General features: G+C 72.7%; 23 protein-coding genes. 13 read left to right on the forward strand and 10 right to left on the reverse strand.

What is annotated here, in order from left to right; genetic code table 11:
- Positions 1-6: 6 nt before the first annotated feature.
- A complete protein-coding gene (locus IEY98_RS17280; protein ID WP_189211429.1) occupies positions 7-1,158 on the reverse strand; it encodes an acyl-CoA dehydrogenase family protein in 1,152 nt (383 codons plus the stop codon).
- A gap of 117 nt (positions 1,159-1,275) precedes the next feature.
- Here IEY98_RS17280 and IEY98_RS17285 point away from each other — a divergent pair, with 117 nt between their 5' ends.
- On the forward strand, positions 1,276-1,902 hold the full coding sequence (locus tag IEY98_RS17285; protein WP_189211430.1) for a TetR/AcrR family transcriptional regulator C-terminal domain-containing protein: 627 nt from the start codon (positions 1,276-1,278) through the stop codon (positions 1,900-1,902).
- A gap of 18 nt (positions 1,903-1,920) precedes the next feature.
- Here IEY98_RS17285 and IEY98_RS17290 read toward each other — a convergent pair whose 3' ends face one another.
- The 6 genes from IEY98_RS17290 to IEY98_RS17315 form a co-directional block, all read right to left on the reverse strand.
- Positions 1,921-2,733 (reverse strand): poly(ethylene terephthalate) hydrolase family protein, encoded by an 813-nt coding sequence (locus IEY98_RS17290; RefSeq protein ID WP_189211431.1) that lies wholly within the window; start codon positions 2,731-2,733, stop codon positions 1,921-1,923.
- Between the two features lie 110 nt (positions 2,734-2,843).
- The gene (locus IEY98_RS17295) at positions 2,844-3,680 is read right to left on the reverse strand and encodes a sigma-70 family RNA polymerase sigma factor (RefSeq protein ID WP_189211432.1); all 837 of its coding nucleotides are present in this window, start codon (positions 3,678-3,680) and stop codon (positions 2,844-2,846) included.
- A 118-nt stretch (positions 3,681-3,798) separates the two neighbouring features.
- Complete coding sequence (locus IEY98_RS17300; RefSeq protein ID WP_229786986.1) at positions 3,799-4,395, reverse strand: GTP-binding protein; 597 nt, start codon at positions 4,393-4,395, stop codon at positions 3,799-3,801.
- On the reverse strand, positions 4,376-4,885 hold the full coding sequence (locus tag IEY98_RS17305; RefSeq protein ID WP_189211433.1) for a DUF742 domain-containing protein: 510 nt from the start codon (positions 4,883-4,885) through the stop codon (positions 4,376-4,378). Before IEY98_RS17305 ends, IEY98_RS17300 begins: the two co-directional genes overlap by 20 nt.
- 7 nt (positions 4,886-4,892) lie before the next feature.
- Entirely contained in the window at positions 4,893-5,333 is a 441-nt protein-coding gene (locus IEY98_RS17310) for a roadblock/LC7 domain-containing protein (RefSeq protein ID WP_189211434.1), read from the reverse strand.
- Positions 5,334-5,370: 37 nt separating this feature from the next.
- Complete coding sequence (locus IEY98_RS17315) at positions 5,371-8,574, reverse strand: sensor histidine kinase (protein WP_229787058.1); 3,204 nt, start codon at positions 8,572-8,574, stop codon at positions 5,371-5,373.
- A 673-nt stretch (positions 8,575-9,247) separates the two neighbouring features.
- Here IEY98_RS17315 and IEY98_RS17320 point away from each other — a divergent pair.
- From IEY98_RS17320 to IEY98_RS17350, 7 genes are all read left to right on the forward strand, one after another.
- Positions 9,248-9,640 carry a DUF485 domain-containing protein gene (locus IEY98_RS17320; RefSeq protein ID WP_189211436.1) on the forward strand — a complete coding sequence of 131 codons (393 nt, stop codon included), beginning with the start codon at positions 9,248-9,250 and terminating at the stop codon, positions 9,638-9,640.
- The gene (locus IEY98_RS17325; protein WP_189211437.1) at positions 9,637-11,211 is read left to right on the forward strand and encodes a monocarboxylic acid transporter; all 1,575 of its coding nucleotides are present in this window, start codon (positions 9,637-9,639) and stop codon (positions 11,209-11,211) included. Before IEY98_RS17320 ends, IEY98_RS17325 begins: the two co-directional genes overlap by 4 nt.
- A gap of 86 nt (positions 11,212-11,297) precedes the next feature.
- Entirely contained in the window at positions 11,298-12,464 is a 1,167-nt protein-coding gene (locus IEY98_RS17330) for a type III PLP-dependent enzyme (protein ID WP_189211438.1), read from the forward strand.
- A 25-nt stretch (positions 12,465-12,489) separates the two neighbouring features.
- On the forward strand, positions 12,490-12,894 hold the full coding sequence (gene speD, locus IEY98_RS17335) for an adenosylmethionine decarboxylase (RefSeq protein ID WP_189211439.1): 405 nt from the start codon (positions 12,490-12,492) through the stop codon (positions 12,892-12,894).
- Between the two features lie 29 nt (positions 12,895-12,923).
- Entirely contained in the window at positions 12,924-13,736 is an 813-nt protein-coding gene (locus IEY98_RS17340) for a spermidine synthase (RefSeq protein ID WP_189211862.1), read from the forward strand.
- A 70-nt stretch (positions 13,737-13,806) separates the two neighbouring features.
- The gene (locus IEY98_RS17345; RefSeq protein WP_189211440.1) at positions 13,807-14,403 is read left to right on the forward strand and encodes an FMN-binding negative transcriptional regulator; all 597 of its coding nucleotides are present in this window, start codon (positions 13,807-13,809) and stop codon (positions 14,401-14,403) included.
- A gap of 3 nt (positions 14,404-14,406) precedes the next feature.
- Positions 14,407-14,832 (forward strand): protein-tyrosine phosphatase family protein, encoded by a 426-nt coding sequence (locus IEY98_RS17350; RefSeq protein ID WP_189211441.1) that lies wholly within the window; start codon positions 14,407-14,409, stop codon positions 14,830-14,832.
- 37 nt (positions 14,833-14,869) lie between these two features.
- Here IEY98_RS17350 and IEY98_RS17355 read toward each other — a convergent pair whose 3' ends face one another.
- Complete coding sequence (locus tag IEY98_RS17355; RefSeq protein WP_189211442.1) at positions 14,870-16,816, reverse strand: S8 family serine peptidase; 1,947 nt, start codon at positions 16,814-16,816, stop codon at positions 14,870-14,872.
- A 314-nt stretch (positions 16,817-17,130) separates the two neighbouring features.
- On the opposite strand from IEY98_RS17355, the gene IEY98_RS17360 reads away from it, so the two are divergent.
- A complete protein-coding gene (locus IEY98_RS17360; protein ID WP_189211443.1) occupies positions 17,131-17,865 on the forward strand; it encodes an ABC transporter ATP-binding protein in 735 nt (244 codons plus the stop codon).
- Positions 17,865-20,273, forward strand: a complete 2,409-nt coding sequence (locus IEY98_RS17365; protein WP_189211444.1) for an FtsX-like permease family protein — start codon at positions 17,865-17,867, stop codon at positions 20,271-20,273. Before IEY98_RS17360 ends, IEY98_RS17365 begins: the two co-directional genes overlap by 1 nt.
- Here the strand turns inward: IEY98_RS17365 and IEY98_RS17370 are convergent.
- A complete protein-coding gene (locus IEY98_RS17370) occupies positions 20,257-20,649 on the reverse strand; it encodes a carboxymuconolactone decarboxylase family protein (RefSeq protein ID WP_189211445.1) in 393 nt (130 codons plus the stop codon). The genes IEY98_RS17365 and IEY98_RS17370 overlap by 17 nt on opposite strands.
- The gene (locus IEY98_RS17375) at positions 20,649-21,404 is read right to left on the reverse strand and encodes a dienelactone hydrolase family protein (RefSeq protein ID WP_189211446.1); all 756 of its coding nucleotides are present in this window, start codon (positions 21,402-21,404) and stop codon (positions 20,649-20,651) included. The genes IEY98_RS17370 and IEY98_RS17375 overlap by 1 nt, the downstream gene beginning before the upstream one ends.
- A gap of 206 nt (positions 21,405-21,610) precedes the next feature.
- On the opposite strand from IEY98_RS17375, the gene IEY98_RS17380 reads away from it, so the two are divergent.
- The 3 genes from IEY98_RS17380 to IEY98_RS17390 all read left to right on the forward strand — a co-directional run bounded on the left by IEY98_RS17380 (position 21,611) and on the right by IEY98_RS17390 (position 25,671).
- The gene (locus IEY98_RS17380) at positions 21,611-23,215 is read left to right on the forward strand and encodes an FAD-dependent monooxygenase (RefSeq protein ID WP_189211447.1); all 1,605 of its coding nucleotides are present in this window, start codon (positions 21,611-21,613) and stop codon (positions 23,213-23,215) included.
- A gap of 47 nt (positions 23,216-23,262) precedes the next feature.
- Positions 23,263-24,696 (forward strand): MFS transporter, encoded by a 1,434-nt coding sequence (locus tag IEY98_RS17385; RefSeq protein WP_189211448.1) that lies wholly within the window; start codon positions 23,263-23,265, stop codon positions 24,694-24,696.
- A 102-nt stretch (positions 24,697-24,798) separates the two neighbouring features.
- Positions 24,799-25,671 (forward strand): helix-turn-helix transcriptional regulator, encoded by an 873-nt coding sequence (locus IEY98_RS17390; RefSeq protein WP_189211449.1) that lies wholly within the window; start codon positions 24,799-24,801, stop codon positions 25,669-25,671.
- Positions 25,672-25,710: the final 39 nt, after the last annotated feature.

Raw genomic sequence — 25,710 nt, forward strand, 5'->3', positions numbered from 1 at the left:
TCCGTCCTATGTGAACGCGTTCAGGCCGGTCAGCGCGCGGCCGATCAGCAGCTTCTGGATCTGGCTGGTGCCCTCGTAGAGGGTCATGACCCGGGCGTCGCGCAGGTACTTGGCGACCGGGTACTCGTCGAGGTAGCCGTAGCCGCCGAAGACCTGGATCGCCAGGTTGGCCGCGTTGACGGCGTTCTCGCTGGCGAACAGCTTCGCCATCGACGCGGCGGTGCCGAAGGGCTGCTCGCGCTCGACGAGGTCGGCCACGCGCCAGACGAGCAGGCGCGCGGCGTCGGTGTTGACGGCCATGTCGGCCAGCATCTGCTGCACGAGCTGGTAGGACGCGATCGGCTTGCCGAACTGCGTGCGCTCCTTGGCGTACTGCACGCTGGCGTTCAGCGCTCCCTGGGCGAGGCCGACGCAGCCGGACGCCACCGACATCCTGCCCTTGTCCAAAGCGGACATGGCGATCTTGAAGCCGACGCCCTCGTCGCCGAGCCGGTTCTCCACCGGGACCCGGACGCCGTCGAGCGCCAGCTCGCCGGTGGACTGCCCGCGCAGCCCGAGCTTGCCCTTGATCTCGGTGTGCGCGAAGCCCTCCGCCGCGGTCGGGACGAGGAACGCGCTGATCCCCTTGGGGCCGGGCCCGCCGGTGCGGGCGAAGATCAGCGCCACGTCGGCCCACGTGCCGTTCGTGATGAACATCTTCGAGCCGGTGATCACGTACTCGTCGCCGTCGCGGACCGCGCGGGTCGACAGCGACGCGGCGTCGGAGCCGGTGTCCGGCTCGGTCAGGCCGAAGCACGCCAGCGACTCCCCGGAACACAGCCCGGGCAGCCACCGCTGCTTCTGCTCGTGGGTTCCCCACGCGGCGATCGACTTGCCGACCAGGCCGAGGGAGACGCTGACGATCCCGCGGATCGCCGAGTCGCCTCGGCCCAGCTCCTCCATCATCAGGCAGTACGAGAGCGTGTCGCCGCCGGAGCCGCCGTACTCCTCGGGGATGGTCATGCCCAGGAACCCGACCGCGCCGAGCTTGCCGACGATCGCGCGGTCCACCTGCTCGCGGCGGTCCCACTCCCGGGTGTTGGGCACGACCTCCCGGTCGATGAAGTCCCGCGCCAGGTCCCACAGCGCCTGCTGCTCGTCGGTGAGCGAGAGGTCCATGCGTGCCGTCCCTCATAAACCGTACGGTGTTAGGTAACCTGAGGATAGGATCGCCGAGGACGCGCGGGCAACCGCGCCCGGACGTGACCTGGGAGACAGCGTGATCTGGGACCGGCAGTGCCCCGCCCGCCCGCACCGCTGCTGAGCCGCGAGCGCATCCGCTCGCGCGCGCTCGCTCTGGTGGATGCCGACGGCCTGACCGGACTGTCGATGCGCAGGCTGGCCGCGGAGCTGGGCGTGCAGGCGCCGTCGCTGTACTCGCACTACAAGACCAAGGACGAGCTGCTGCAGGACATCGCCGACGGGATCATGGAGGCGGTCGACACCAGCGCGTTCGCCCTTGACTGGCGCTCCGGCCTGCGCACCTGGGCGCGGTCCTACCGGGCGGCGCTGGCCGCGCACCCCAACATGGTCCCGGTGCTGGCCACCGGACCGGCCCGGCGCGAGGTCTCGCTGGCCCGCGCCGACGCCGTCCACGGCGGCCTCGTCGCCGCGGGCTGGCCGCCGCGCTACGCCACGATGATCGGCGCGTCCACCAAGTACCTGGTGCTGGGCGCGGCGATCAGCTCGTTCTCCCGCGGCTTCGAGGACGACGTGCAGGTCTACGTCGACCGCTACCCGCACCTCACCCAGGCCCACCGGCTGCGCGAGCACGCCGACCAGATCGACGCCGACTCCTTCGAGCTGGCCCTCGATGCCTTCCTCACCGGCCTCGACGCCCTGCGGGCCACCCTCGTGCCGTGAGGGTGGCCCGCCCGCGGGTCACATGTTCTTCCGCAGCACGTCCCACTCCGTGGAGCACAGCCCGCAGTCCGGCCCGACGAACTGGGCACGGCTGGCCGCCTCGCCCTTGAGCTGCCACTTCAGCCAGTGCCCGCCGACCCGGCCGAACTCGCCGCCGTTGGGCTCGGCGAAGGTGCCGTAGTGACCGACGTCCAGGTTGCCCATGAACGCGGGCAGGCCCGCGGGCAGCCGCCGCCAGTCGTCCATCGCGTTCCCGTGGGCGATGTCCTCGGGGCCGCCGATGAAGTAGGCGATCGGGGCGTGGAGCCCCTGGAGCAGGTGGTTCTGCGAGTCGCGCAGCAGGCCGCTGTTCCACAGCACCGTGGTGGTGATCCGCGGGTCGTCGGCGACCTCATAGGTCTCGATGCCGCCGCACGACTGGCCCATCACCGCGATCCTGGTGGTGTCGATGCGGCCGTAGTAGCGGCTGCGGACCCGGGAGTTCTCCGCCACCGCCCAGTCGATCGCCTCGACCAGCATGTCGGAGCTGGTGGAGCCCCAGCCGCCCGGCCTGCCGTTGGCGATGACCAGGAACCCGTGCGACGCCCATTCGGTCAGGACGTTCTCGAACCAGGTGCCGTCCGCGCGGCAGGCGCCGTTGCCCCACGCGACGATCGGCAGCCGCACGCCCGCGGGGAGCGTGTTCGGCCGGTAGATGGTGTGGTCCGGCAGGCGGTAGGTGGTCTCGTAACCGGCCGGGTAGGGGCCGCTTCCGCCCGCCACCGCGGGCGCCGCGCCGGTGATCAGTGCTGCCAGGACAAGGACGCTGAGAATCGCACCGCGCAATCGCATTGGCTTCTCCGTTGCCGTGGGTGAGTGCGACGTCGCGGGTGAACTCTCGCGGACACGGCGGGGTCACGGCCAGTGACGCGCTGCGACACTGGCCAAAGTGCCGATACCCGCTAGCCGAGCACCTCCAGGTCGAGCAGGGCCAGGCGGTCGGGGTCGGTGAGGATGTCCATCGCGGTGATGCGGCCGTCGGCGACGGTGAACGAGGCCACCGAGAAGACCTTGCCGTCGGCCAGGGCCACCGCGCCCGCGCCGCCGTTGACCAGGGCGGGGACGGTGTGCATGGCCAGGCGCGCGAAGGCCACCGCGCCGCGGGACACCGCGTCGACGCCGCGCAGGACCGAGGTGGGGCCGTGCTCGCCGCCGTCGGCGCGGATCACCACGTCCGGGTGCAGGACGGCGACCAGGGCGGCGAGGTCGCCGCCCCGGGAGGCGGCGAGGAAGGCGTCGACCACCGCGCGCTGCTCGGCCACCGGCGTCTCCGGCACGGGCGCGCCCTGCACGCGCCTGCGCGCGCGGCTGGCCAGCTGGCGGGTCGCCGCGGGCGACTTGTCCACGATCGGCGCGATCTCGTCGAAGGGCACGGCGAAGAGGTCGTGCAGCACGAAGGCCAGGCGTTCGGCGGGCGTCAGCGTCTCCAGCACGACCAGCAGGGCGATGCTCACCGAGTCGGCCATCAGCGCCGACTCCTCCGGCTGCGGGCCGTCCGCCGGGGCGACGACCGGGTCGGGGACGTACACCTCGCGCTTGCGCGCGCGCAGCATGTTCAGCGCGACGCGGGCGACCACCGTGGTCAGCCAGCCGCCGAGGTTGTGCACCTCGGTGTCCGAGCGGCTCACCCGCAGCCAGGTCTCCTGGACCGCGTCGTCGGCCTCGGCCAGGGAGCCCAGCATCCGGTGCGCCACCGAGCGCAGGTGCGGCCGGTACTGCTCGAACTGCGTCGCGTCCATCAATCCATCCTCCGTCGCCTCGTCACACCGCTGACACGCGGGGTGGGACGGATGTGACGGCGCGGGTCGGACGGGAAGGACGGAGCCGGGATCGGCCGGGTGACCGATCGCCAGGGAGTCAGCCGACCCCGGCTCCGTGGAGGGCCACCCAGCGGCGCATCGAGTACTCCACCATCGTGATGAGGGTGTTCTTCACCGACTCGCGCTCGCGGGCGTCGCAGGGCACGATCGGCACCTCGTGCGGGATGGCCAGGGCGTCCCTCACCTCCTCGACGTCGTGGTTCAGGTGACCGTCGAAGCAGTTCAGGCCGATGATGTAGGGCAGGTTCCGCTCCTCGAAGAAGTCGATCGGGGAGAACGAGTCGGCCAGGCGGCGGGTGTCGGCCAGCACCACCGCGCCGATGGCCCCGCGCACCAGGTCGTCCCACATGAACCAGAAGCGCTGCTGGCCGGGCGTGCCGAACAGGTAGAGCACCAGGTCGGAGTCCAGCGACACCCGGCCGAAGTCCATGGCCACCGTCGTCGTCGACTTGTTCGGCGTGGCGGCGATGTCGTCGATGCCCGCGCTGGCGCTGGTCATGACCGCTTCCGTCGTCAGCGGCATGATCTCCGAGACCGACCCGACGAAGGTGGTCTTGCCCGCGCCGAAGCCGCCTGCGACGACGATCTTCACCGAGGTCAGGGTCGGCGCGGGGTCAAAGTCGACGGAGTCCACTCAGTACCCTTTCCATCAACACCAGGTGCGCCCGGTTGGCGCCGCCGGTTGCGGTCTTGTGCACGGTGACCAACCCGAGCTGGGCCATGTCGCCCAGCAGCACCTTGGCCACACCCAGCGGCGCGCCGAGCAGCGTGGCCACCTCGGCCACCGACCGGGGTTCCCGGCACAGCTCGCCGATGGCCCGGTGCTCGGACTCGGCGAACGCGGACGCGTCGGCGGCGCGCGGGCTCGTCGACACCATGGTCTCCAGCCGCAGCTCGAAGTTGGAGCGGGTGCGGCCCCGCGTCCAGGCGTACGGCCGGACGATGGCGGCCTGCTCGGCCGCGTCCGGCAGGCGGACCATCGGCACCGACTCCGCGTCCGGCCACTGCGGCTCGACCGGTCGCGCGGGCCTGGGGTCCACATCGGACCGGCCCTTGGCGCGCTTGCGCGATCGGGTGAGCCCGTTCATCACGTCGGCGATGGTCGGCTCGTGCTCGCTGCTCATGTCGCGGTCATGCGGGCTGCCCCACCATCCTCCCGGCCGCGCCCTGCAGCGCCGCGCGCAGCTCCGGGGTCAGCAGCTGGCCGACCCGGTCGACCAGCAGGGTCATCTCGTAGGCGACCTGCCCGATGTCGCAGGTGGGGGCCGCGAGAACCGCTAAACACGACCCGTCCCCGATGGCCATCAGCAGCATGATGCCGCGCTCCATCTCGACCACCGTCTCGCGCACGGAGCCCGCCTCGAAGCAGCGGGCAGCGCCCTGGGTGAGGCTGATGATCCCGGAGGCGACCGCGGCCAACTGGTCGGCGCGGTCCACCGGCAGCCGGTTGGACGAGGTGAGCAGCAGACCGTCCGCGGACACCACAACGGCGTGCGCGACTCCGGTCACCCGCTCCGCGAAGTCGTTGACCAGCCAGCCGAACCGGCTTGGCTTGGACTGCGTGGACGTCATCGTGCTCCATTCGGTGGTGGGGCTGGGCGAGCGGGCGTCACGCATCGCCGTCGCCCTCGTGATCGACACGCCCGGACTGGCCTGCGCCGGAGGACGCCGACCCGGCGGGCACGCCCCGCTGCGCGAGGCTGTCGCGGCCGCGGTCGAGGCCCCGCTGGAACCCGGAGAGCCGGGAGCGCAGCGCCTCGGCGTCGCGTTCCACCCGGGGCCCGGACGCGGGGGCCGCGGTCTCCAGGCTGCCCGGGAGCAGCCGCTCGCGCGGCGTGCGCCGGGGCAGCCCGGTGGGCGTGGTGGCGGCCGGGACCGACCGGGCCACCGCGTCGGCGGCCTGCCAGCCCACGTCCGCGGCGAAGCGCCAGCGCGCGCCGCGCAGGTCGAGGCTGTCCGGCGTGCCGTGCGCGGGCCCGGTGTGGTGCACACCGCGGGCGCGGTGCACGCCGCGCTGGTAGCTCGACAGGCGGTCGCGCAGGTCGTGCGCGCTGCGCTGGGCGAACGAGGGGCGGTGGTGCACGCGCGTGTCCACGCTGCCCGGCACCAGGTTCCGCCGCGGGGTGCGCCGGGGCAGGCCGGAGTCGGTGTACTCCTCGGCCTCGGCGGACGAGACGGTCCGCGCGGTGCGGAACCCGGTGTCCGCGGCGAAGTCCCAGGCGTTGTCCGGGGCGTCGGAGACCGCGCGGAACCAGGCGGACACCATCTCGTCGAAGATCGGCGTGGTCTCGTGCACCGCGGGCGGCCGCTCGTGCACCACCGTGGTGTCCCACCAGCCGGTGTCGGTCGCCTTCGGCTCGGCCGGGCTGAACAGCGCGTCGCCGACGTCGTCCGGGGCGGTCTCCGGGAGGTTCTGCGTGACCTCGGCGTCCACCGGTTTGCGCGGCTGCCTGCGCGGCAGCGGCGCGGGCTCGGCGGTGTCCGGCTCGGACGGCGCGGGCGCCTCGCCGACGGTGTCGATCGGCTTGTCCGGCATGGACGCGCCGTCGCCCGGCGAGAGCAGTTCGAGAAGATCCGCTGTGGACGGTCCGTCGACGACGGTGGTCTCCACCGGGGTCCACGGGGCGAACGGGTCGACGCCGGGGACCGGGGAGCCGTTGGCGTGCCCGTTGGTGTGGCCGTTCGTGCGGCGGGGCAGCGCGTCCGGCTCGGCGGCGTGGCCGTGGGCGCGCCGGGGCTCGGGGCCGTGCCCGTTGGTCCCGTTCACCCCGCTGGTCCCGTTCACCCCGTTCACCGTGGTCTCCGGCGCGGGCGGGGCGGCGGGGGCGGGCAGGACGGGGACCCGGGCGGGCTCGGGGGGCGCGGTCAGGTCGGCGGGCACGGTGATGATGGCCCGCATGCCCTGCCCGATCGCCGGTTCCAGCCACACCCGCACGCCGAGCCGGGCGGCGAGCCTGCCGACGACGAACAGGCCCATCCGGCGCGAGGTGGACGCGTCGACAGCGCCCGCGTCGGCGAGCCGGGCGTTGGCCTCGGCCAGCTCGGTCGGGGTCAGGCCGATGCCGCGGTCGGCGATCTCCACCCGGATCGCGCCGCCGGGGCTGTGGTGGCTGGAGACCGTCACCTGGGTGGCGGGGGCGGAGAACGCGGTCGCGTTGTCCAGCAGCTCGGCGGTGAGGCGCACGATGTCGCCGACGGCGTAGCCGACGACGAGCACGTTCGCGGGCGGCTGGATGACGACGCGCTGGTACTGCTCGATCTCGGAGACCGCGGCGCGCAGCAGGTCGGCGAGCGGGGCGGGCAGGCTGGCCCTGCGGACCAGGTCGGCGCCGGAGAGCACCATCAGGTTCTCGTTGTTGCGGCGCATCCGGGTGGCCAGGTGGTCGAGCTGGAACAGCACGGCCAGCTGGTCGGCGTCCTCCTCGTCGCGCTCCAGCCGCTCCAGCAGGTGCAGCTGGCGCTGGACCAGGCCCTGGCTGCGGCGGGAGAGGTTGACGAAGACGTCGCTGTAGTTGGCCCGCAGGCCCGCCTGCTCGGTGGCCAGCTTGAGCGCCTGCCGGTGCACCGCGTCGAAGGCGCGGGCCACCTCGCCGACCTCGTCGCCGGTGGTGATGGGGACCGGGTCGATCTCGGGTTCGGCAGGCAGGTTCTTGCCGCCGCGGATGCGCTCGACGGCCGCGGGCAGCGACTCCTCGGCGACCCGGAACGCCTCGCGGCGCAACAGCCGCAGCGAGGTGAGCAGTTGGCGGCCGATGGTGATGATGACCGCCGCGGCGATCACCAGGGCGACGGTGAGCACCACCGACGCCAGGCCCGCACCGTCGCTGGCCGCGTCCCGCATGGCCTCCGAGCGGGTGATGATCTCCCGGCCGAGGGTGCCGCTGACGTTGCTGATGCGGCCGGAGGTCAGCTCGGAGGCGCCGTTCCAGTCGACCGAGGTGATCGGCAGCGGCACGCCGACCGGCGGCAGCGTCTCGGCCTCGCCGCCGACGACCAGCCGCAGCAGGCCGACCCGGGCGGCGACGCCGGGCACGTCGAGCATCCGGTCGAACTCGGCGCGCTGGGCGGGGGTGGCCACGGCGCGGAACTCGCGGACGTGCTCGTCGTAGCGGGCCTGCGAGCTGCGCAGCGCCTCCAGCTCGGCCGCGGACAGCCCGCCGCGGGCGATGCCCATGGCGACCAGGGCCTGCTGGTAGTAGACGGCCTCCTTGGCCGCCTCCAGGTGGTGCAGCGCGCCCGCGGTGCCGGACAGGCCCGGGTCGGCGATCTCCTCGGCGGCGGCGCGGTCGAAGGCCAGCAGCGACTCGATGACCGCGGTGTACCCGGCCAGCGCCGACGCGCCGTCGATCTCCCGCTCGGCGACGCGGGCGCGCAGCCCGTCCAGCTCGCCGAGGCGGGTGAGGGCGGCGGCGTGCCGGTCGGCGGTGGCGGGGTTGGCGAACTCCGCGCGCTCGACCGAGCGGACCAGGTTCGCGCGGGCGGCGTCGGCGCTGCGCTGCTCGGCGGTGAGCTCGGAGGTGATGTCCCGGGTGCCGCCGGTGAGCAGCGTCGCGGCCTTGGTGCGCTCGCGCTGCAGCCAGGTGAGGACTTTGCGCAGGTCGTCGTTGACCACGACCAGGCGGTCGACCCTGCGGAAGGAGTCGGCGGTGTCGATCTGCCCGCCGATGGTCAGCCCGCCGAGCACGATGGCGAACACGACGGGGACGAGGATGACGGCGCTGAGCTTGACCGGGAGGTTCCAGTCGCGCCACCGGGTGATGGTGGACCACCGAGTGGCTTCCCCACCCTCGGTGCTCTCGGTCTTGGACGCCATGTCGGTCACGCTCGGCCCCTTACGCATCGTCGGCCGTATCGGCTTCGCCGCGTCACGGGGAATAACAGCCTCACCGCACAGCTCCCTTCCGTGACAGATTCCAGGCAGCACTGATTTCCGACAGCGCCCGCGGTCCCCAGCGGCCGATCCGGCCGCGGACCGCTCGCCCTACTTCCCGGCGGCGACAACGTGGCAGAAGACTACCGGAATCGCCCACTCGGGAAAGCCTCTCGATCTCTCGCCTTTGACCTGGGAAAACGAGCCGTTAACCGGCGCAGGCGGCCCCGATCCGCCGGTCAAGATCGCGTCGCGGTCACCCTTCGCGGTTGTTTTGCCGACTTAATCGCTAGATCGGGTTACATCCGCAGGCGCGTCGTCCCTCGTCGGAGCCCAGGTCAGGCCCACATGCAACTCCCACGACGCAAGGTGACCGATCGATTCACCACTAAGTGTGAGATCGCCTGGGCCCGCGTATCCATACCAGACCGTCATCGTTCCGTGATCTCACGGCTCCGATATACGCAGGCAGGCCTATCCACGGCTCTTTAAAGAGCGCGCGTACACGCTTTGGATCGATAGTGGCCCATACGTCGGCGCATTAGGCGAACCAGCCCCTCGTGGTTACTATGACGCCCGCCCGATTCGGCATTCACCCCTTTCCCCGGAGGAACGCATGACCGAGGTCGTCCCCCCGCGGCCGCGGGTCGCGACGTTCGGCGGCATCGCGCCCGGCGCCGCCGCGCCCGCCCCGCCAGCAGGCCCGGACTTCGCCGCGATCCACGCCAGCCCGGCCTTCGTCGCGCTGCGCGGCCGGTTCCGCCGCTTCGTCTTCGGCATGACCGCGGTGTTCTTCGTCTGGTACCTGACCTACGTGCTGCTCGCGGCCTACGCCAAGGACTTCATGGCGACGCGGGTGACCGGGTCCGTCACGGTCGGGCTGATCCTCGGGCTGCTCCAGTTCGCCTCCACGATCGCCATCACCGCCTGCTACCTGCGCTGGGCGCGCTCGCGGATCGACCCCGACGTCGCCGCCATCCGCGCGGCGGCGCAGGGGGTGGCGCGGTGATCCTGGCCAGCGAGGGCGTCGGCAACCCGACGCTCAACACCGCGGTGTTCGCCGCGTTCGTCGTCGTGACGCTGTACGTGGTGTACCGCGTCAGCTCGCGCAACAGCTCGACCGCCGACTACTACGCCGCGGGCGGGGGCTTCTCCGGCGTGCAGAACGGCATCGCGCTCTCCGGGGACTTCCTCTCCGCGGCGTCGTTCCTCGGCATCGCGGGCGCCATCGCCATCAACGGCTACGACGGCTTCCTCTACTCGATCGGCTTCCTGGTGGCGTGGCTGGTGAACCTGCTGCTGGTCGCCGAGCTGGTGCGCAACACCGGCCGGTTCACCATGGGCGACGTCATCGCCTTCCGCATGCGCAAGCGCCCCGTGCGGGCCGCGGCGGCGACGTCCACCCTGGTCATCTCGTTCTTCTACATGCTGGCCCAGATGGCGGGCGCGGGCGCGGTCGTCGCGCTGCTGCTGGACGTGCAGAGCAAGGCGGGCCAGGCGCTCGTCATCGCCGTCGTCGGCCTGATCATGGTCCTCTACGTGCTGGTCGGCGGCATGAAGGGCACCACGTGGGTGCAGATCATCAAGGCGTCGATCCTGATCCTCTGCGTCGTGCTGATGACGGTGTTCCTGCTCGGCAAGTTCGGCTTCAGCATGACCGCGCTGCTGGAGGAGGCCGCGGCCAACAACAGCAAGGGCGAGGCCGTGCTGGAGCCGGGCGCGCAGTACGGCTCGTCGCCGCTGGACTTCATCTCGCTGTCGCTGGCGCTGATCCTGGGCGCCGCGGGCCTGCCGCACGTCCTCATGCGCTTCTACACCGTGCCCAACGCGACCGAGGCGCGGCGCTCGGTGGTGTGGGCGGTCGGCACGATGACGGTGTTCTACGTCTCGACCCTGGTCATCGGCTACGGCGCGTCCGCGCTGGTCGGCTCGGAGCGCATCCTGGACTCCACCGGCGGGGTCAACTCGGCCGCGCCGCTGCTGGCCTTCGAGATCGGCGGGACGGTCCTGCTGGGCATCGTCGCCGCGGTGGCGTTCGCGACGATCCTGGCCGTCGTGGCGGGCCTGACGATCACCGCGTCGGCGTCCTTCGCCCACGACGTGTACGCCGGGATCTTCCGCCACGGCCGGGCCGACGCGGCGAGCGAGGTGCGGGTGGCCCGCATCACCGCCGTCGTCATCGGCGCGCTGGCGATCATCGGCGGCATCCTGGCCAACGGCCAGAACGTCGCGTTCCTGGTGGCCCTGGCGTTCGCGTTCGCCGCGTCGGCGAACCTGTCGACGATCCTCTACTCGCTGTTCTGGAAGCGGTTCAACACCACCGGCACGCTCTGGGCGATGTACAGCGGTCTCGGGTCGTGCCTGCTGCTGGTGTTCTTCTCACCGGTGTTCTCCGGCTCCCCCAACTCGATCTTCAGCGGCGCGGACTTCGCGCTGTTCCCGCTGTCGAACCCGGGCATCGTCTCCATCCCGGTCTCGTTCGTCTGCGGGTACCTGGGCACCGTCCTGTCGTCGGACAAGGCCGACGAGGCGCTGCAGAAGGAGATGGAGGTCCGGTCGCTGACCGGCATCGGACGCTGACCGCGATCGACCTGGGGGCCGCTCGTCCGGGTGGCCCCCAGGTGTGAGCCGGTCGGCGTCCACCCTGCGCCCGATCCGGTACTAAAGTGCACGCCGTGTTGCACACTTCCCCCGCTCACGGTACGGAGGCCCGGCTGCGCGCGTTCCTCGACGAACACGCGCCCGAGACCCCGTGCCTGGTGATCGATCTGGCCGCCGTCCGGGCGAACTACCGGTCACTGCGGGACGAACTGCCCGAGGCGGGGGTGTTCTACGCCGTCAAGGCGAACCCCGCCCCGGAGATCGTCCGGGCGCTGGCGGTCGAGGGCTCGGCCTTCGACGTGGCCAGCGTCGGCGAGATCGACATGTGCCTGGCGCAGGGCGCGAGCCCGGAGTCGCTGTCCTACGGCAATCCGATCAAGAAGGCGCGCGACATCGCCTACGCGTACGCGCGCGGTGTGCGCCGGTTCACATTCGACTCCGACGACGACCTGGAGAAGCTGGCGGCCAACGCGCCGGGCGCGCAGGTCTGGTGCCGGTTCCTGGTCGACGCGCCGGAGTCGGGGACGCCCTTCGGCCGGAAATTCGGTTGCGCCCCGCAGATGGCGGCGCGACTGTTGGTCCGTGCTGCCGAACTGGGCATGGACGTGCGCGGGGCCTGCTTCCACGTCGGCTCCCAGCACACCGACCCCGCCGCGTGGGTGGCGGGGATCGCGCAGGCCGCGGCGATCGGGCGGGCGAGTGCCGCCCGCGGCGTCGTGCTGACCTCGCTCAACCTCGGCGGCGGGTTCCCGGCCAGCTACGTCACGGCCGCGCCCGCGCTGCGCGAGCACGCCTCGGCCATCCGGGCGGCCGTCGCCGAGCACTTCGACACCCCGCCCGAGCTGCTCATCGAGCCGGGGCGGGCGGTCGTGGCCACCGCCGGGATGATCCGCAGCGAAGTGGTGCTGGTCTCGCGCAAGTCCGACGCGGACGAGCACCGCTGGGTGTATCTGGACATCGGCCGTTACCAGGGGCTGGCGGAGACGGAGAACGAGTACATCGCCTACCGGCTGCGCACCGCGCACCCGGACACCCCGGACGGGCCCGTGGTCATCGCGGGCCCGACTTGCGACGGCGATGATGTGATTTACCAGCGGACCCCGTATCGTCTCCCCCTGGCTCTGCGCGCGGGCGATCATGTCGACATCCTCGACACGGGCGCCTACACGGCAAGCTACGCATCGGTGTCCTTCAATGGATTCCCGCCACTGCCGACACTGTTCGTCGGCTGACACACCCCCGTAGGAGGTTGGATAGATGGCGCACGACCTCACGCCCGCAGCGGGCGTAGGCTTCTTCGCCGGTCGTCACGTACTCGCCGAGTTCGAAGGTGTCGACGCCTCGAAGCTCGACGATCTGGCCTTCCTCCATACGACCCTGGAGGACGTGTTGCGGCAGGCGGGCGCCACGGTCTGCGACGTCATCTCGAAGCAGTTCGAGCCGCAAGGGGTGACGGTGCTGGCGCTGCTCTCGGAGTCCCACGCCTCGATCCACACGTACCCGGAGATCGGCTCGATGTTCGTCGACATCTTCACCTGCGGCGACACCGCCGACCCCGAGCTGGCCGCCGCGCTGCTGCGCGACCGCCTCGGCGCCCGCGAGGCGACCATCCAGACCGTCCACAGGGGACACAAGGTGCCCGCCGCCGGGGTGGTCGCGTGACCACCATCGTCGAGCCGCTGGGCGCCGGGATGACCAGGGTGTGGCAGATGCCCGAGGTCATCGTCGACACCCGCACGCAGTTCCAGCACCTGGTCATCGGCAGGACCGCGCAGGGCGTCAGCCTCTTCTGCGACGACGACCGGCAGAGCACCGAGTTCAGCCAGCTGACCTACCACGAGGCGCTGCTGGTGCCCGCGCTGCTGCTCGCGGCGAAGGTCGAGCGGGTGCTGGTGGTCGGCTCCAGCGAGGGTGTTGTGAGCCAGATCTCAGTGGCCGCCGGGGCCTCGGTCGTCGACCACGTCGACATCGACCGGCAGGCCGTCGAGCTGTGCGCGCAGCACCTGCCGTACGGCTACACGCCGGAGGAGCTGGAGCGCGCGGTCGCGGGCGACGGCCCGGTCCGCGTGCACTACGCCGACGGCTGGCAGTTCCTGGCCGAGACCACCGAGAAGTACGACATCGTGCTGGTGGACCTGCCGGACGAGCGGCCGGAGTTCGCCCAGCACAACCGCTTGTACGAGGAGGAGTTCCTCACCCGCTGCAAGTCCGTGCTCGCTCCCGGTGGCGTCGTGGTGTGCCAGGCGGGCTGCCAGACCATGTGGCGCAACGAGACGCTGCTGCGGTCGTGGCGCCGCTTCCACGAGGTCTTCGGCACGACGGTCTACTACGGCTCCGACGAGCACGAGTGGGCGTTCCTCTTCGGCATGGCCGAGGAGGTCCCGGACACGACCGAGCGCATGGTCGCCCGGTTGGAGACGCTGCCCTACCGCCCGGAGACGATTGACGCCGACGCCCTGCGCGGCTGCTCGGTGCCGCCGTACCGGGTGCGCAGGTCGCTCTAGGCCCGATCAGGGAACGGGGCCGTCTCGCAGCGCGCGGGGCGGCCCCTTCCGCATCCGCCGGAGGTGCTGGATGTACGTCCCCACCCATTTCGCCATGTCCGACGACGACGTCACCGCGATGCTCACCGGCGTCGGCGCCGCGGACCTGGTGACCGCGACGCCGGAGGGCCTGCGCGCCACCCTGCTCCCATTCGTCTATGCCGACGGGACGCTGCGCGGGCACCTGGCGCGGAACAACGACCAGTGGCGGCTGCCGGTGCTCGGCGAGGCGATGGTGATCGTCCGCGGCCCGGACGCCTACGTCTCGCCGTCCTGGTACGCGACCAAGGCCGAGCACGGCAGGGTCGTGCCGACCTGGAACTACGTGACCGCCCACGTCTACGGCGAGGTCACGTTCCACGACTCGGCGGAGTGGGTGGAGCGGGTCGTCCGGGACCTGACCGCCAAGCACGAGAACGGGCGGGCCCGGCCGTGGGCGGTGGACGACGCGCCGGAGCGCTTCATCGCCGGGCAGCTGCGCGCGATCGTCGGCGTCGAGGTGGCGGTGTCCCGCGTCGAGGCGAAGCGCAAGGCGAGCCAGAACCGGTCCGAAGCCGACCGGGCAGGCGTGGCGGCCGGGCTCGCGGCCGAAGGTGACGCGGCGATGGCGCGCGAGGTGTATCCATAAGTCATGTTGGACAACGCCATTCAACTCCCGGACGGCGCGTGGGTGCGCGGGCGGGGGCTGCGCAGGCCGGAGCCGGGCGGCGAGCCGCCGGAGTACGGGCTGTACCTCGGCAACGGCAAGCTGCGGCAGTACAAGCCGGATTGGGAGCACGCCTGGGTCGACTGGCCCGACTTCTTCGTCCCCCGCGACTTCCGGACCGCGGTCACCCTCATCCGGGACCTGCACGCCCGGGCGAAGGCGGGCGCGCGGGTCGAGGTGGCCTGCGGCGGCGGGGTCGGCCGGACCGGGACGGCGGTGTCCTGCCTGGCCGTCCTCGCGGGAGTGCCCGCACAGGACGCGGTGGCGTGGACGCGGGCGCACCTGCACCCGCGCGCCGTCGAGATGCCCTGGCAGCACCGCTGGATCAGGCGGTTCGCCAAGACGGTGTGACCCCGGTGGCGGGACGCGCCCGCCACCGGGGACCGGCTCAGGACTGCAGCGTCAGCCGCGCCCAGTCCAGGGTGCCGCTGTCAGTGCTGTCGTGGTCCCTCACCACCAGCGTCCAGACGCCGTTGACGCCTTCCTCGGTCAGGTCGACCGGGTAGACGGCGTGCAGGTTGTCCGACGAGTCGCCGGGGTTCGCCGCCTTGAGCGGGTAGACGCTGCCGTCGGGCGCCTTCAGGTCGATCGACAGGTCGCCGACGTAGGGGTGGGTGATGTGCACCTCGACGGTGCTGTTGGTGGCCGCGAGCACCCCGCAGTCCTCGACGCCGATCGGGACGTTGACGGTCTGCAGGTTGGGCAGCGGGTAGCTGATGGAGTTCGCCTCGCACACGACCGGCGGGGGCTCGACGACGGTCCAGGTGAACGACGTCTGGCTGATCGGGCCGGAGTTGTCGGTGGCCGACGCGTAGACGTTGTAGGTGCCCGCGGTGGTCGGGGTGCCGGAGATGACGCCGGTCGCCGTGTTGACCGACAGCCCCGGGGGCAGGTTGTGCGCGGCGTAGACGAGCGGGTCGTCGTTGCCGTCCCAGGCCTGCAGGCCCAGGTTCACCGTCTCGCCGACCTCCGACTGCCGGTTGCCCGGGAAGGCGATGCGCTCGGGCAGCTGCACGTCGGCGAGGTAGTGGTCGATCGCCGTGCGCAGGTTGGGCAGCGGGCCGATGTGGTCGAGACCGGACTGCGCGGTGCCGGTGGCGATCAGGATCTCCCTGGCCCTGGCCGGGCTCAGCGTCTCGCCGTTGGCCTCGGCCACGCTCAGCAGCGACGCCAGGGCGGAGGCCACGATCGGCGACGCGCTCGACGTGCCGCTGAAGTACGCGGTGTAGAGGTCGTTCGGCGTGGTGCCGTGCAGGCCGCCGTAGCCGGTGGTGGTGACGCACTCGCCCCAGCCCTGCAGGTCGACGCGGGTGCCGTAGTTGGAGAAGCCCAGCCGCGTCCGGACCGGGCTGGTGCAGCCGGGGGCCGCGCCCGCGCCGACCATGATCGCGCCGGAGTCGGGGCGGTCGTAGGGGAAGCGGGCCCCGAAGCAGGAGCTGTTGAGGTTCTGGTTGCCGTTGCCCGCGGCCTCGACGACGTGCCTGCCGGACTGGACCGCGGTCACGATCGCGTCGTAGACCGAGGGCCAGACCTCCATGGGCGCCCAGTTCCCGCAGTCGTAGACGTGCTGCTCGATGAGGAGCACGTCGCCGACGCCGACGCCCGCCGCGGCGGCCAGGATGCCGTTGGCCAGGTCGTAGCCGTTCTCCTGGCTGCTGACGTTGGTGTAGTGCAGACCGGCGTCGGGGACCAGGCCGGTGACGCCGAAGCCGTTGTCGTCGGCGCCGATCACGCCCATGACCGCGGTGCCGTGGTCGATGCTGCCCGGGTCGAAGCTCGGGGTGCCGTTGGGGATCAGCGCGCCGGGCAGGCGCAGCTTGGAGAGGTCCTCGTGCTGGGTGTTCCAGTTCTGCTCGAGGTCGACGACCTTGACGTTGCCGCCCCGGCCGCCGGGCTTGGTGTGGGCGTAGTCCGCGTCGATGCCGTTGCTGCTCGCCGCGTCGGCGTAGCCCTGCTGCGGGGAGAAGTCCGGGGTGACGGGGTTGCCCGCCTTCGGCTGCGGGTAGGCGACCTCGACGCCGGGCAGCGCGGTCAGCTCGCGCGCCGCGGCCTCGGCGTCCACCCCCGGCGCGAGCTCGACCCGGTGCCAGCGCGACAGTCCGGGCGCCGACGCCCTGCCGTTCCCCCGCAGGGTGGTCAGCCGCTCGTCCAGCCGGTCGAACAGCGGCTTCGCCTCGGCGATCTCGGGCGCGGCCAGCGCCTGCCGCAGCGCGCCGACGCCGTGGCCCGCGCTGAGCTTCACCTCGAGGACGGCGCCGGGTCCGCTCGGCGCGGCCGCCGCGGCGGGAGCGGGCAGCGCCACGGCCGCAGCGCTCACCATGAGCGCCGCGGCCAAGGTCGGTAACGATCTCCTTCGCACAGTCTTCCCCTTCGTCGATCACGCGTGGCGAGGGTGGACGGGGACGTGCGCCGTTGCATTCCGCGCATCGGCTTCGGCGCGGAATGTGGTCGAGTCCCCAGTGCCCCAGTGCTTTCACTTCAGCGCAGATCACCGCCGTTGTCCAGACCAATTGATCAAATGGGCCGATCGGCCCAAGGTCGCTTTGGGACGTTCGCGTGACCGCGCCGCCCTAAGCACACCGAGCGGGGTTCACACAAGGGTGTCTGCCGGATTCCCGGACGCCGCGCCGCTGCGCCACTCTGGAAGCCATGGGGGACAACAATGTCGTGCGCCTAGATTCCGTCAGCAAGTCCTACGGCCGTCTCGTCGCCATCGACGACCTGTCGATCGGGTTCGCGCGGGGGACGTTCACCGCGGTGATGGGGCCGTCCGGCTCGGGCAAGAGCACCTTCCTGCACTGCGCCGCCGGTCTGGACCGGCCGACATCGGGCCGGGTGGTGCTGGACGGGGTCGAGGTCGACGCGCTGGACGAGAAGGCGCGGACCGTGCTGCGGCGGGAGCGGGTCGGGTTCGTCTTCCAGGCGTTCAACCTGCTGCCCGCGCTGACGGTGGTCGAGAACGTCGCGCTGCCGCTGCGGCTCGCGGGCCGCGCGCCGCGGCGCGAGGAGGTCATGGCCGCGCTGGAGCGGGTCGGGCTCGCCGACCGGGCGCGGCACCGGCCGGCCGAGCTGTCGGGCGGGCAACAGCAGCGCGTGGCGATCGCCAGAGCGCTCATCGCCCGGCCCGCCGTCGTGTTCGGCGACGAGCCGACCGGCGCGCTGGACACCAGGACGGCACTGGAGGTGCTCGCCCTGCTCAGGGCGGTCGTCGACCGCGACGGCGGCACCGCGGTCATGGTCACCCACGACCCGGTCGCCGCCGCGCACGCCGACCGCGTGGTGTTCCTGGCCGACGGCCGGATCGCCGGGGAGCTGGCCGCGCCGACGGCCGCCGCGGTCGCCGAGCGGATGACCCACCTGGGCGCATGGGAGCGGGTGCGCTGATGTTCCGGCTGTCCCTGCGGGCGCTGCGCGTCCGTCCGGGGTCGTTCGCGGCCTCGTTCCTCGCCCTGCTCATCGGCGGCGCGGTCGTGCTGGCCTGCGGCGGGCTGCTGGAGACCGGCATCAGGACCGCCGTGCCCGCCGACCGGCTGGCTGGCGCCGCGGTCGTGGTGACCGGCGACCAGGACAACCCCGGCGAGTCCGAGCCGCTGGCCGAGCGGGTGCGGCTCGATTCCTCCATTATGGACACCTTGGGCGGGCTGCCCGGCGTGGTCGCCGTGCCGGACGTGTCGGTCCCCGCTGTGATCGACGGGACACCCGTGGTCGGCCACGGCTGGGGGTCGCTCGGGCTCGGGTCGGCCGAGCTGGTCGGCGGTCGCGCGCCGAGCGCGGACGACGAGGTCGTGCTCGACGCGGCGCTCGGCGACCGCGACCGCGTCCGCATGGCAGTCCGGGGCGAACCGGCGGAGTTCCGGGTCGTCGGTACCGTCCGCGCGGACGGCGCGTCGGTGTACTTCACCGACGCCGCCGCCATCCGGATGCTGGACGGCCGAGTCGACGCGGTGGCCCTGGTCGGCGACGGCGATCCGGAGGCCATCCGCGCCGCGGCGGAGAACGCGCTCGCCGGGCACCGCGCGGTCGCCCTGACCGGCGACGACCGGGGCCTGGCCGAGGTGTTCGACGCCCACGGCGCGAGCGCCCGGATCATCCCGGTGGCCGCGGTCTTCGGCGGCGTCGCGCTCATGGTCGCCGGGTTCGTCGTGGCGAGCACGCTCAGCCTCGCGATCCGCCAGCGCGACCGGGAGATGGCGCTGCTGCGGGCCGTCGGCGCGACGCCGGGTCAGCTGCGCCGGATGGTCATCGGCGAGACGCTGGTCGTCGCCGTGCTCGCCGGGGCGGCGGCGTGGCCGCCCGGGGACGCGCTCGGCGGCTGGCTGCTGGACCGGCTCGTCGACGCGGGCGTCGCCGTGCCGGAGATCGAGTTCCGCGCGGGCTGGCTGCCCGCCGTGGTCGCCGCCGGGTCGATCCTGCTCGCCGCCGTCGCCGCCGCGGCCGTGGCCGCCCGCGCGGCCACCCGGGCGCGGCCGACCGACGCGCTGGCCGAGTCCGCCCTGCCCCGCCGCTGGCTCTCCCCCGCCCGGCTCGTCATCGCGGTCCTGGCGCTGGCGGGCGCGCTCGCGCTGGCCATCGTCACGGCCACGGTCATGTCCGGGCCGGTCGCGGCGAGCACCGCGGGACCGTCGGCGCTGCTGTGGGCGGGCGGGCTCGCCCTGCTCGCCCCCGGCCTGACCCGCGTGCTGCTCGCCGTGCTCGGCGGTCCGCTGCGGGCCGTCACCGGCGCGCCGGGCAGGCTCGCCGTGCTCAACGCCCGGGCCCGGCGGGTGCGGGTCGCCGCCGCGGTCGCCCCGGTCATGCTGGCCACCGGGCTGGCCACCGCGCTGATCTACCTGCAGGTGACCCAGGCCGAGGTCGCCGAGCGGCTGTTCGCCGAGTCGCTGCGCGCCGACGCCGTGGTCACCGCGCCCGGGGGCCTGGCGCCCGACGCGGTGGCCGAGATCGCCTCGGCCCCGGGCGTCACCGCGGCCTCCGCGCTGGTGACCAGCCACGGCCACCTCGTCGAGTCGGACGAGGGGGAAGAAGAAGGAGAAGCGGACACCACCGCGCTCGCGCTGCGCGGGGTGACCCCGGCGGCCGCCGCCGAGGTCACCGCGGACACCCTCACCTCGGGGTCCTTCACCGCCCTTGGCGGCGACGCCGTGATCCTTCCCGACACCCTCGACCGCGCCGTGGGGGAGGAGATCCGCCTGCGCCTGGGGGACGGCGAGGAGATCACCGCGCGGGTGGTCGGGACGGTCGCGGCCACGCCCGGGTTCGAGAGCGCCTACGTCGCAGCCGACCTGCTCCTGCCGCACACGACGACCGGGCTGGTCCCGCAGGTGCTCGTCCGGGGCGACCCGGGCGCGCTCGCCGGGCCGGACCGCGTCGTCGCCGACCGCGCCCAGGTGCTGGCCCGCGCGGGCGACAACACCGGCGCCCTCGTGAACCACCTGCTGGTCGCGATCATCGTCGGCTACGCCGTGGTCGCCCTGGTCAACACCCTGATCGTGGCGACGACCGAGCGCCGCCGCGAGTTCGCGACGCAGCGGCTCGTCGGCGCGACCCGCGGCCAGGTCCTGCGGATGGTGACGGCCGAGGCCAGCCTGGTCGCGGTCTCCGGCATCGCGCTGGGCACCGCCGTCGCCGCGCTCACCCTGGGACCGTTCGGCATCGCGCTGACCGGCGACCCGGCGCCGTCCGGTCCACTGTGGATCTACCTGGCGATCGTCGGCGGGGCGGCGGCGCTGACCGCGCTGGCCACCCTGCTGCCCGCCGCCGCCGTCCTGCGCAAGGCCCCTACCGCTCAGCCTTGAGCGGGAGCAGGCCGCGCTTGGCGAAGACTTCCTTGGCGGTGTGCATGGCGTTGACCGTGCGGGGGAAGCCGACATAGGCCAGGCAGTGGTAGATGGTCTCCACGATCGTCTGCGGCTCCACCCCCACGTGCAGCGCGGCGCCGATGTGGAAGGACAGCTGCCGGTCCGTGCCGCCCAGCGCGATCAGCGTCGCGATGGTGAGCAGCTGGCGCTGCGGGGGTGCCAGCCCCGGCCTGCTGTAGAGGTCGCCGAAGGCGAACTCGGCGACGAAGCGGCTCAGGTCCGGGGCGACGTCCGCCATCGGCTCGAAGATCGCCTGGTAGCCGCCGCCGAGGCCGTCGATGGCGGCGACGCCGCGATCGAAGCGCTCGTTCATCACGCGGAGGCGGGCGCTTCGACCCGGCCGTGCAGGCGGGTGAAGTCGAGGATGCGCTGCCAGGCGTCGGAGCACGCGTCGGCCCACTGGCCGTAGGCGCGGTCGAAGAACGAGTGCGGCGCGCCGTCGTAGACGTACATCTCGTGGGTCTTGCCCGCGTCGGCCAGCTCGGCGGAGAACGCTGCGAAGTCCTCCTGCGTGGTGGCCACGTCCGCGCCCGCGATCAGCAGCAGCGCCGGGATCGCGAAGTCGGGCAGCTGGTCGCGCACGTTCTTGGGCTGGCCGTAGAAGCCGATGACGCCCGCGAGGTCGAGGTCGCCTGCGGAGAGCCGCCAGGACTCGCTGCCGCCGTAGCAGAAGCCGACGGTGAAGACCGGCCCCGGGTTGAGCTCGCGCACCCGCTCGACGGCGGCGGCCACGTCGGCGCGGATGTGGTCGGGGGTGACCTCGGGCAGGTACTTCTCCCAGTCGAAGTCGTCCCCGCGCACGCCGACGCCCGCGTTGCGGCCGTAGTAGTCGATGTTGATCGCGTGGAAGCCCGCCTCGGCGAACCGCTCGGACAGCGCCTGGTAGTACGGGTGCACGCCGCGCACGTCGGGCAGGATGACGACGTTCATCCCGTTCGGCGTCTGCGGAACGGCCTGGTAGGCGGAGAACACCGTGCCGTCGGCGGAGGTCAGCTCCAGCAGGGCGGTCTCGGCGACGGCGCCGTCGATCGGCGACGCGGGCGGCCTGCTGTCAGTGCTGTGGCACATGGTCGGGTTACCTTTCCGTTCCCTGGTCACGCCGTTCACGGCGCTCGGGATCGACGCTATTGCGCTCCCGGGTGGACAACCACGCCCGACTTTTCCCCGTATCAGGGTTCCTGGGTCTGCCAGTACCACCCCGTTGCCTGGTGGCCTCGGTACCAGTACAAATGACGGCAGGTAGTCGGCGGATACGCGGTGTTAGCGTCGGCGGCATGACCGAGCGAACTGACGTGCTCATCGTGGGGGCCGGGCCCGTCGGCCTGGTGCTGGCGTGCGAACTGCGCCACCAGGGCGTCGCGGTGCGCGTCGTCGACCGCAGGCGACGGGCGGCCGCGGTCGGCGGCACGCAGTCCCGCGCGATCCTGATCTGGCCGAGGATCCTGGAGCAGCTGCGGCGCATCGGGGTCAGCCACCGCATGGTCGAGCTGGGGCACCTGCTGCCCGCCGTCGACTACTTCTCGTCGGGCCGCCTGCGCGGCACCGTCCACATCGACCGGTTGCCGGACACGGCGTACCCGTTCATCCTCACGCTGGCCCAGAACGACACCGAGGCCGTGCTGCTCGACCGGCTGCGTGAGCTCGGCGGCGAGGTGGAGGGCGGCGTTGAGCTGACCGCCGTCCACGACCCCGAGGGCGACCTCGCCGCGGAGCTGCGCCACGACGACGGCACGACCGAGACCGTCCGCCCCGGCTGGCTGGTGGGCGCGGACGGCGCGGGCAGCACCACCCGCGGCCTGCTGGACATCACCTTCGCGGCCGACCCGATCGACATCACCTACGGCATCGGCGACTTCCCGATCGACGGGCCGGTGCCCAACACCGTGCAGTACTACTACTCCCGCACCGGCATCGGCGTGATCGTGCCGCTGAAGAACGGCATGTTCCGCATCGCGGGCAACATCCCGCACCGGGCCGAGGGCGAGCAGCGCCCGCCTGCCGAGATGTACCGGACGATGATCTCCCAGCGCACCGGCCTGGACATCCGGCTCGGCGATCCGCTGTGGACCAACTCCTTCCGGCCGCGCTGCGGCGTGGTCCAGCAGTACCGCCGGGGCCGCTGCTTCCTGGCGGGCGACGCCGCGCACGTGGTGAGCCCGGCGGGCGGGCAGGGCATGAACATCGGCCTGCAGGACGCGGTCGAGCTGGGCTGGAAGCTCGGCGGCGTGGTCGCCGGGCGCTTCGGCGAGTCCATCCTGGACTCCTACGAGCCCGAGCGCCGGTCCGCGGCGCGCCGGGTCGCCGACACCTCCGCGGCGCAGATCCGCTTCGGCGCGGCGCCGAGCCGGTGGAAGGCGCTGCAGCGGGACACCGTGTTCGCCGCGGCCGACCGGCTGGGCGTGCTGCAGCGCCGGTTCGCGCCGCTGCTGGCCCAGACCGACTTCACCTACGGCGACGAGCCCGGCGGCGCGCTGTTCCGCGGCGTGCGCGTGCCCGCCCAGGTCGGCGACCGGCTGCCGGTCTTCGCCCCACCCGCGGTGCTCCCCGGCCTGCCCGCCCTCGACCTGCACGACTTCACCGTGCTGCTGTGGCCGGGCGACACCGGGTCGCGGGACTGGCCCGCGCTCCGCGCCCAGGCCCATGCCGCCCTGGCGACCGAGCACACCGTGCACGACCTGGGGTCGCTCTTCGGCCGCGCGGCGGACAACCTGCGCCGCCTGCTGGGCGGCGCGCCCGCCGTCGTCGCCGTGCGGCCGGACGGGCACATCGCCGCCAAGGCCTCCCCCGCTGGGGCAGGCGCGGTGACCGACTTCCTGCGCTCGACGCGCGTGGGTCTCCCCGGCGGTACCGGTAACAAGCCGCCCTTGTTGCTGTCCTGACGCCGCTTTTGACTCTGACTAACCACTTCTGACTCCTTGGGGCGCCCATGTCCACTGTTTCCGTCAGCCCGGAGGCGACCGCGCCGGGCACCGGCAGGCGCGGGCAGCTGCTGCTCGCCGTCCTGCTGGTCGCCCAGTTCACCGTCGCCCTGGACTTCTCGATCCTCAACGTCGCCCTGCCGGACATCGGCGAGGGCCTGGGCATGTCGCTGTCCAACCTGCAGTGGGTGGTGACGGTCTTCGCGCTCACCTCCGCGGGCTTCACGCTGCTGTTCGGCAGGGTCGCCGACCTGGTGGGCCGCAGGCCCATGTTCCTCGGCGGGATCGTCCTGCTGGGCGGGTCGTCGCTGCTGGGCGGCCTGGCCGACGACGTCACCACGGTGCTGGTCGCGCGGGTCGGGCAGGGCCTGGCCACCGCCGTGCTCGCGCCGGTGGCGATGGCGCTGCTGACGACGTCGTTCCCCGAGGGGCCGCAGCGGCAGCGGGCGATCGGCCTCGGCGGCGCCATGCTGTCGGCGGGCTTCACCGTCGGCGCGGTCCTCGGCGGCGTGCTGACCGGGCTGCTGAGCTGGCGGTGGGCGTTCCTGATCAACGTGCCCCTGTGCGTGGTCGTCCTGCTCGCCGCGCCCGGGCTGATCCCCCGCCACCAGGAGCGCGAGCGCGCGCGGCTGGACATCGGCGGCACGCTCACCATCACGACCGGCCTGCTGGCCCTGGTGTACGGCGTCACGTCCGCAGGCCACAACGGGTGGGACAGCACGGGCACGCTGGTGTCGCTCGCCGCGGCCGTGGTGCTGCTGGCGGCGTTCTGGCTGATCGAGTCGCGCGTCGAGCAGCCGCTGGTGTCGCCGAGGGTGCTGCGGCGGCCCTCGGTGACCTGGGGCAACGCGGGCGGGCTGCTCACCTTCACCATGTTCAGCGCGGTGATCTTCCTGATGACGCTGTACCTGCAGCGGGTGCTCGGGTACTCCCCGCTGGTCACCGGCCTGGCGTTCGGCGTGCAGGGCGTCACGGCGTTCTTCGCCGGGGTGTTCGCGCCGAGGCTGATCGGCCGGTTCGGGTCCAGCCGGGCGACGCTGACCGGCGGGCTCGTCCTGCAGGCCGCCGCCACCGGCGCGCTCCTGCTGGCAGGCGACAGCCGCGACTCGCTGGCGCTGGTGGTCATCGCGACCGCGGTGGGCGGCTTCGCCCACGTGCTGAGCGTCGTGTCGTTCATGGTCACGGCGACGTCGGGGCTGTCGAACCAGGAGCAGGGCCTGGCCACCGGGATGACCTCGCTGACCCAGCAGGTCGGCATCACCATCGGCATCCCGATCATGAGCGCCGTGGCGACGGCCCGCATCGACTCGCTCTCGGCCACGTCCAGCCCGGCGGCCGCGGTGCTCGGCGGGACCAGCCACGCGCTGGCGATCGACGCCCTGATCGTGCTCGCCGGGGCGATCGTCATCGGCTTCTTCCTGCGGCGGGCCGCCCGCGTCTGATCGTCTTTCCCCTTGCAGCCCCCGGCCTTTCACGGCCGGGGGCTGTTTGGCTGGTACCAGCAGACCCAGGCTGGAACGGGCGAGGTGGGGCAGACTGGACGCATGGCCGACCAGAACGAGCTGGGCCGCTTCCTCAAGTCCCGGCGGTCCCGGCTGACCCCGGACCAGGCGGGCATCGACGTCCTGACCCGACGCCGCGTCAGCGGGCTCCGGCGGGAGGAGGTCGCCGCCCTGGCGGGCATCAGCGTGGAGTACTACGTGCGGCTGGAGCAGGGCAGGGCCAGCAAGCCCTCCGACGCCGTGCTGGACGCGCTGGCCCGCGCGCTGTTCCTCGACGAGGTCGAGCGCCGCTACCTGGACGACCTGGCCCGACCGAGGGCGGGCGCGCCCCGGGGCTCCCGCGCCGACCGGCCGAGGGCGGAGCTGGTGCAGCTGCTGTCGATGCTGGACCGGGTGCCCGCGCTGGTGCTGAACCACCGGATGGACGTGCTGGCGTGGAACCGGCTGTCCCCGCAGCTGTTCTTCGACTTCGCCGCGGCCGCCCCCCGCGACCGCAACCTGGCGCGCTTCGCCTTCCTGGACGAGGCGAGCAAGGAGCGCTTCCTGGACTGGAACGACGTCGCCAGGGCGACGGTCGGCCAACTCCGCCTGGCAGCGGGCCGCCACGCCGACGACGACGCCCTGGCGACGCTGCTGGGCGAGCTGACGATGAAGAGCCCGGTGTTCCGCACCCTGTGGGCGGGCCGCGACGTCAAACAGCGCACCCACGGCGTGAAACGCTTCCACCACCCGTTGATCGGCGAACTCCCCCTGCGCTTCGAGAACTTCGACGTGTGCGGCGAGAGCGGACAGCGGCTGGTGACGTTCAGCCCGGAGCCGGGAAGCCCGGCGCAGTCGGCCCTGGAACTCCTGGCCATGTGGACAGCGCCCGCCGCGGTGCGGGAGGAAGCGGCGGAGGTCCCGCGGGAGGTCTGAGGGGCACTGCGGCCGTCGGTTCCGGTTTCCTGCGGTGGG

It is taken from the genome of Actinokineospora fastidiosa (assembly GCF_014648415.1).
GTDB lineage: Bacteria > Actinomycetota > Actinomycetes > Mycobacteriales > Pseudonocardiaceae > Actinokineospora > Actinokineospora fastidiosa.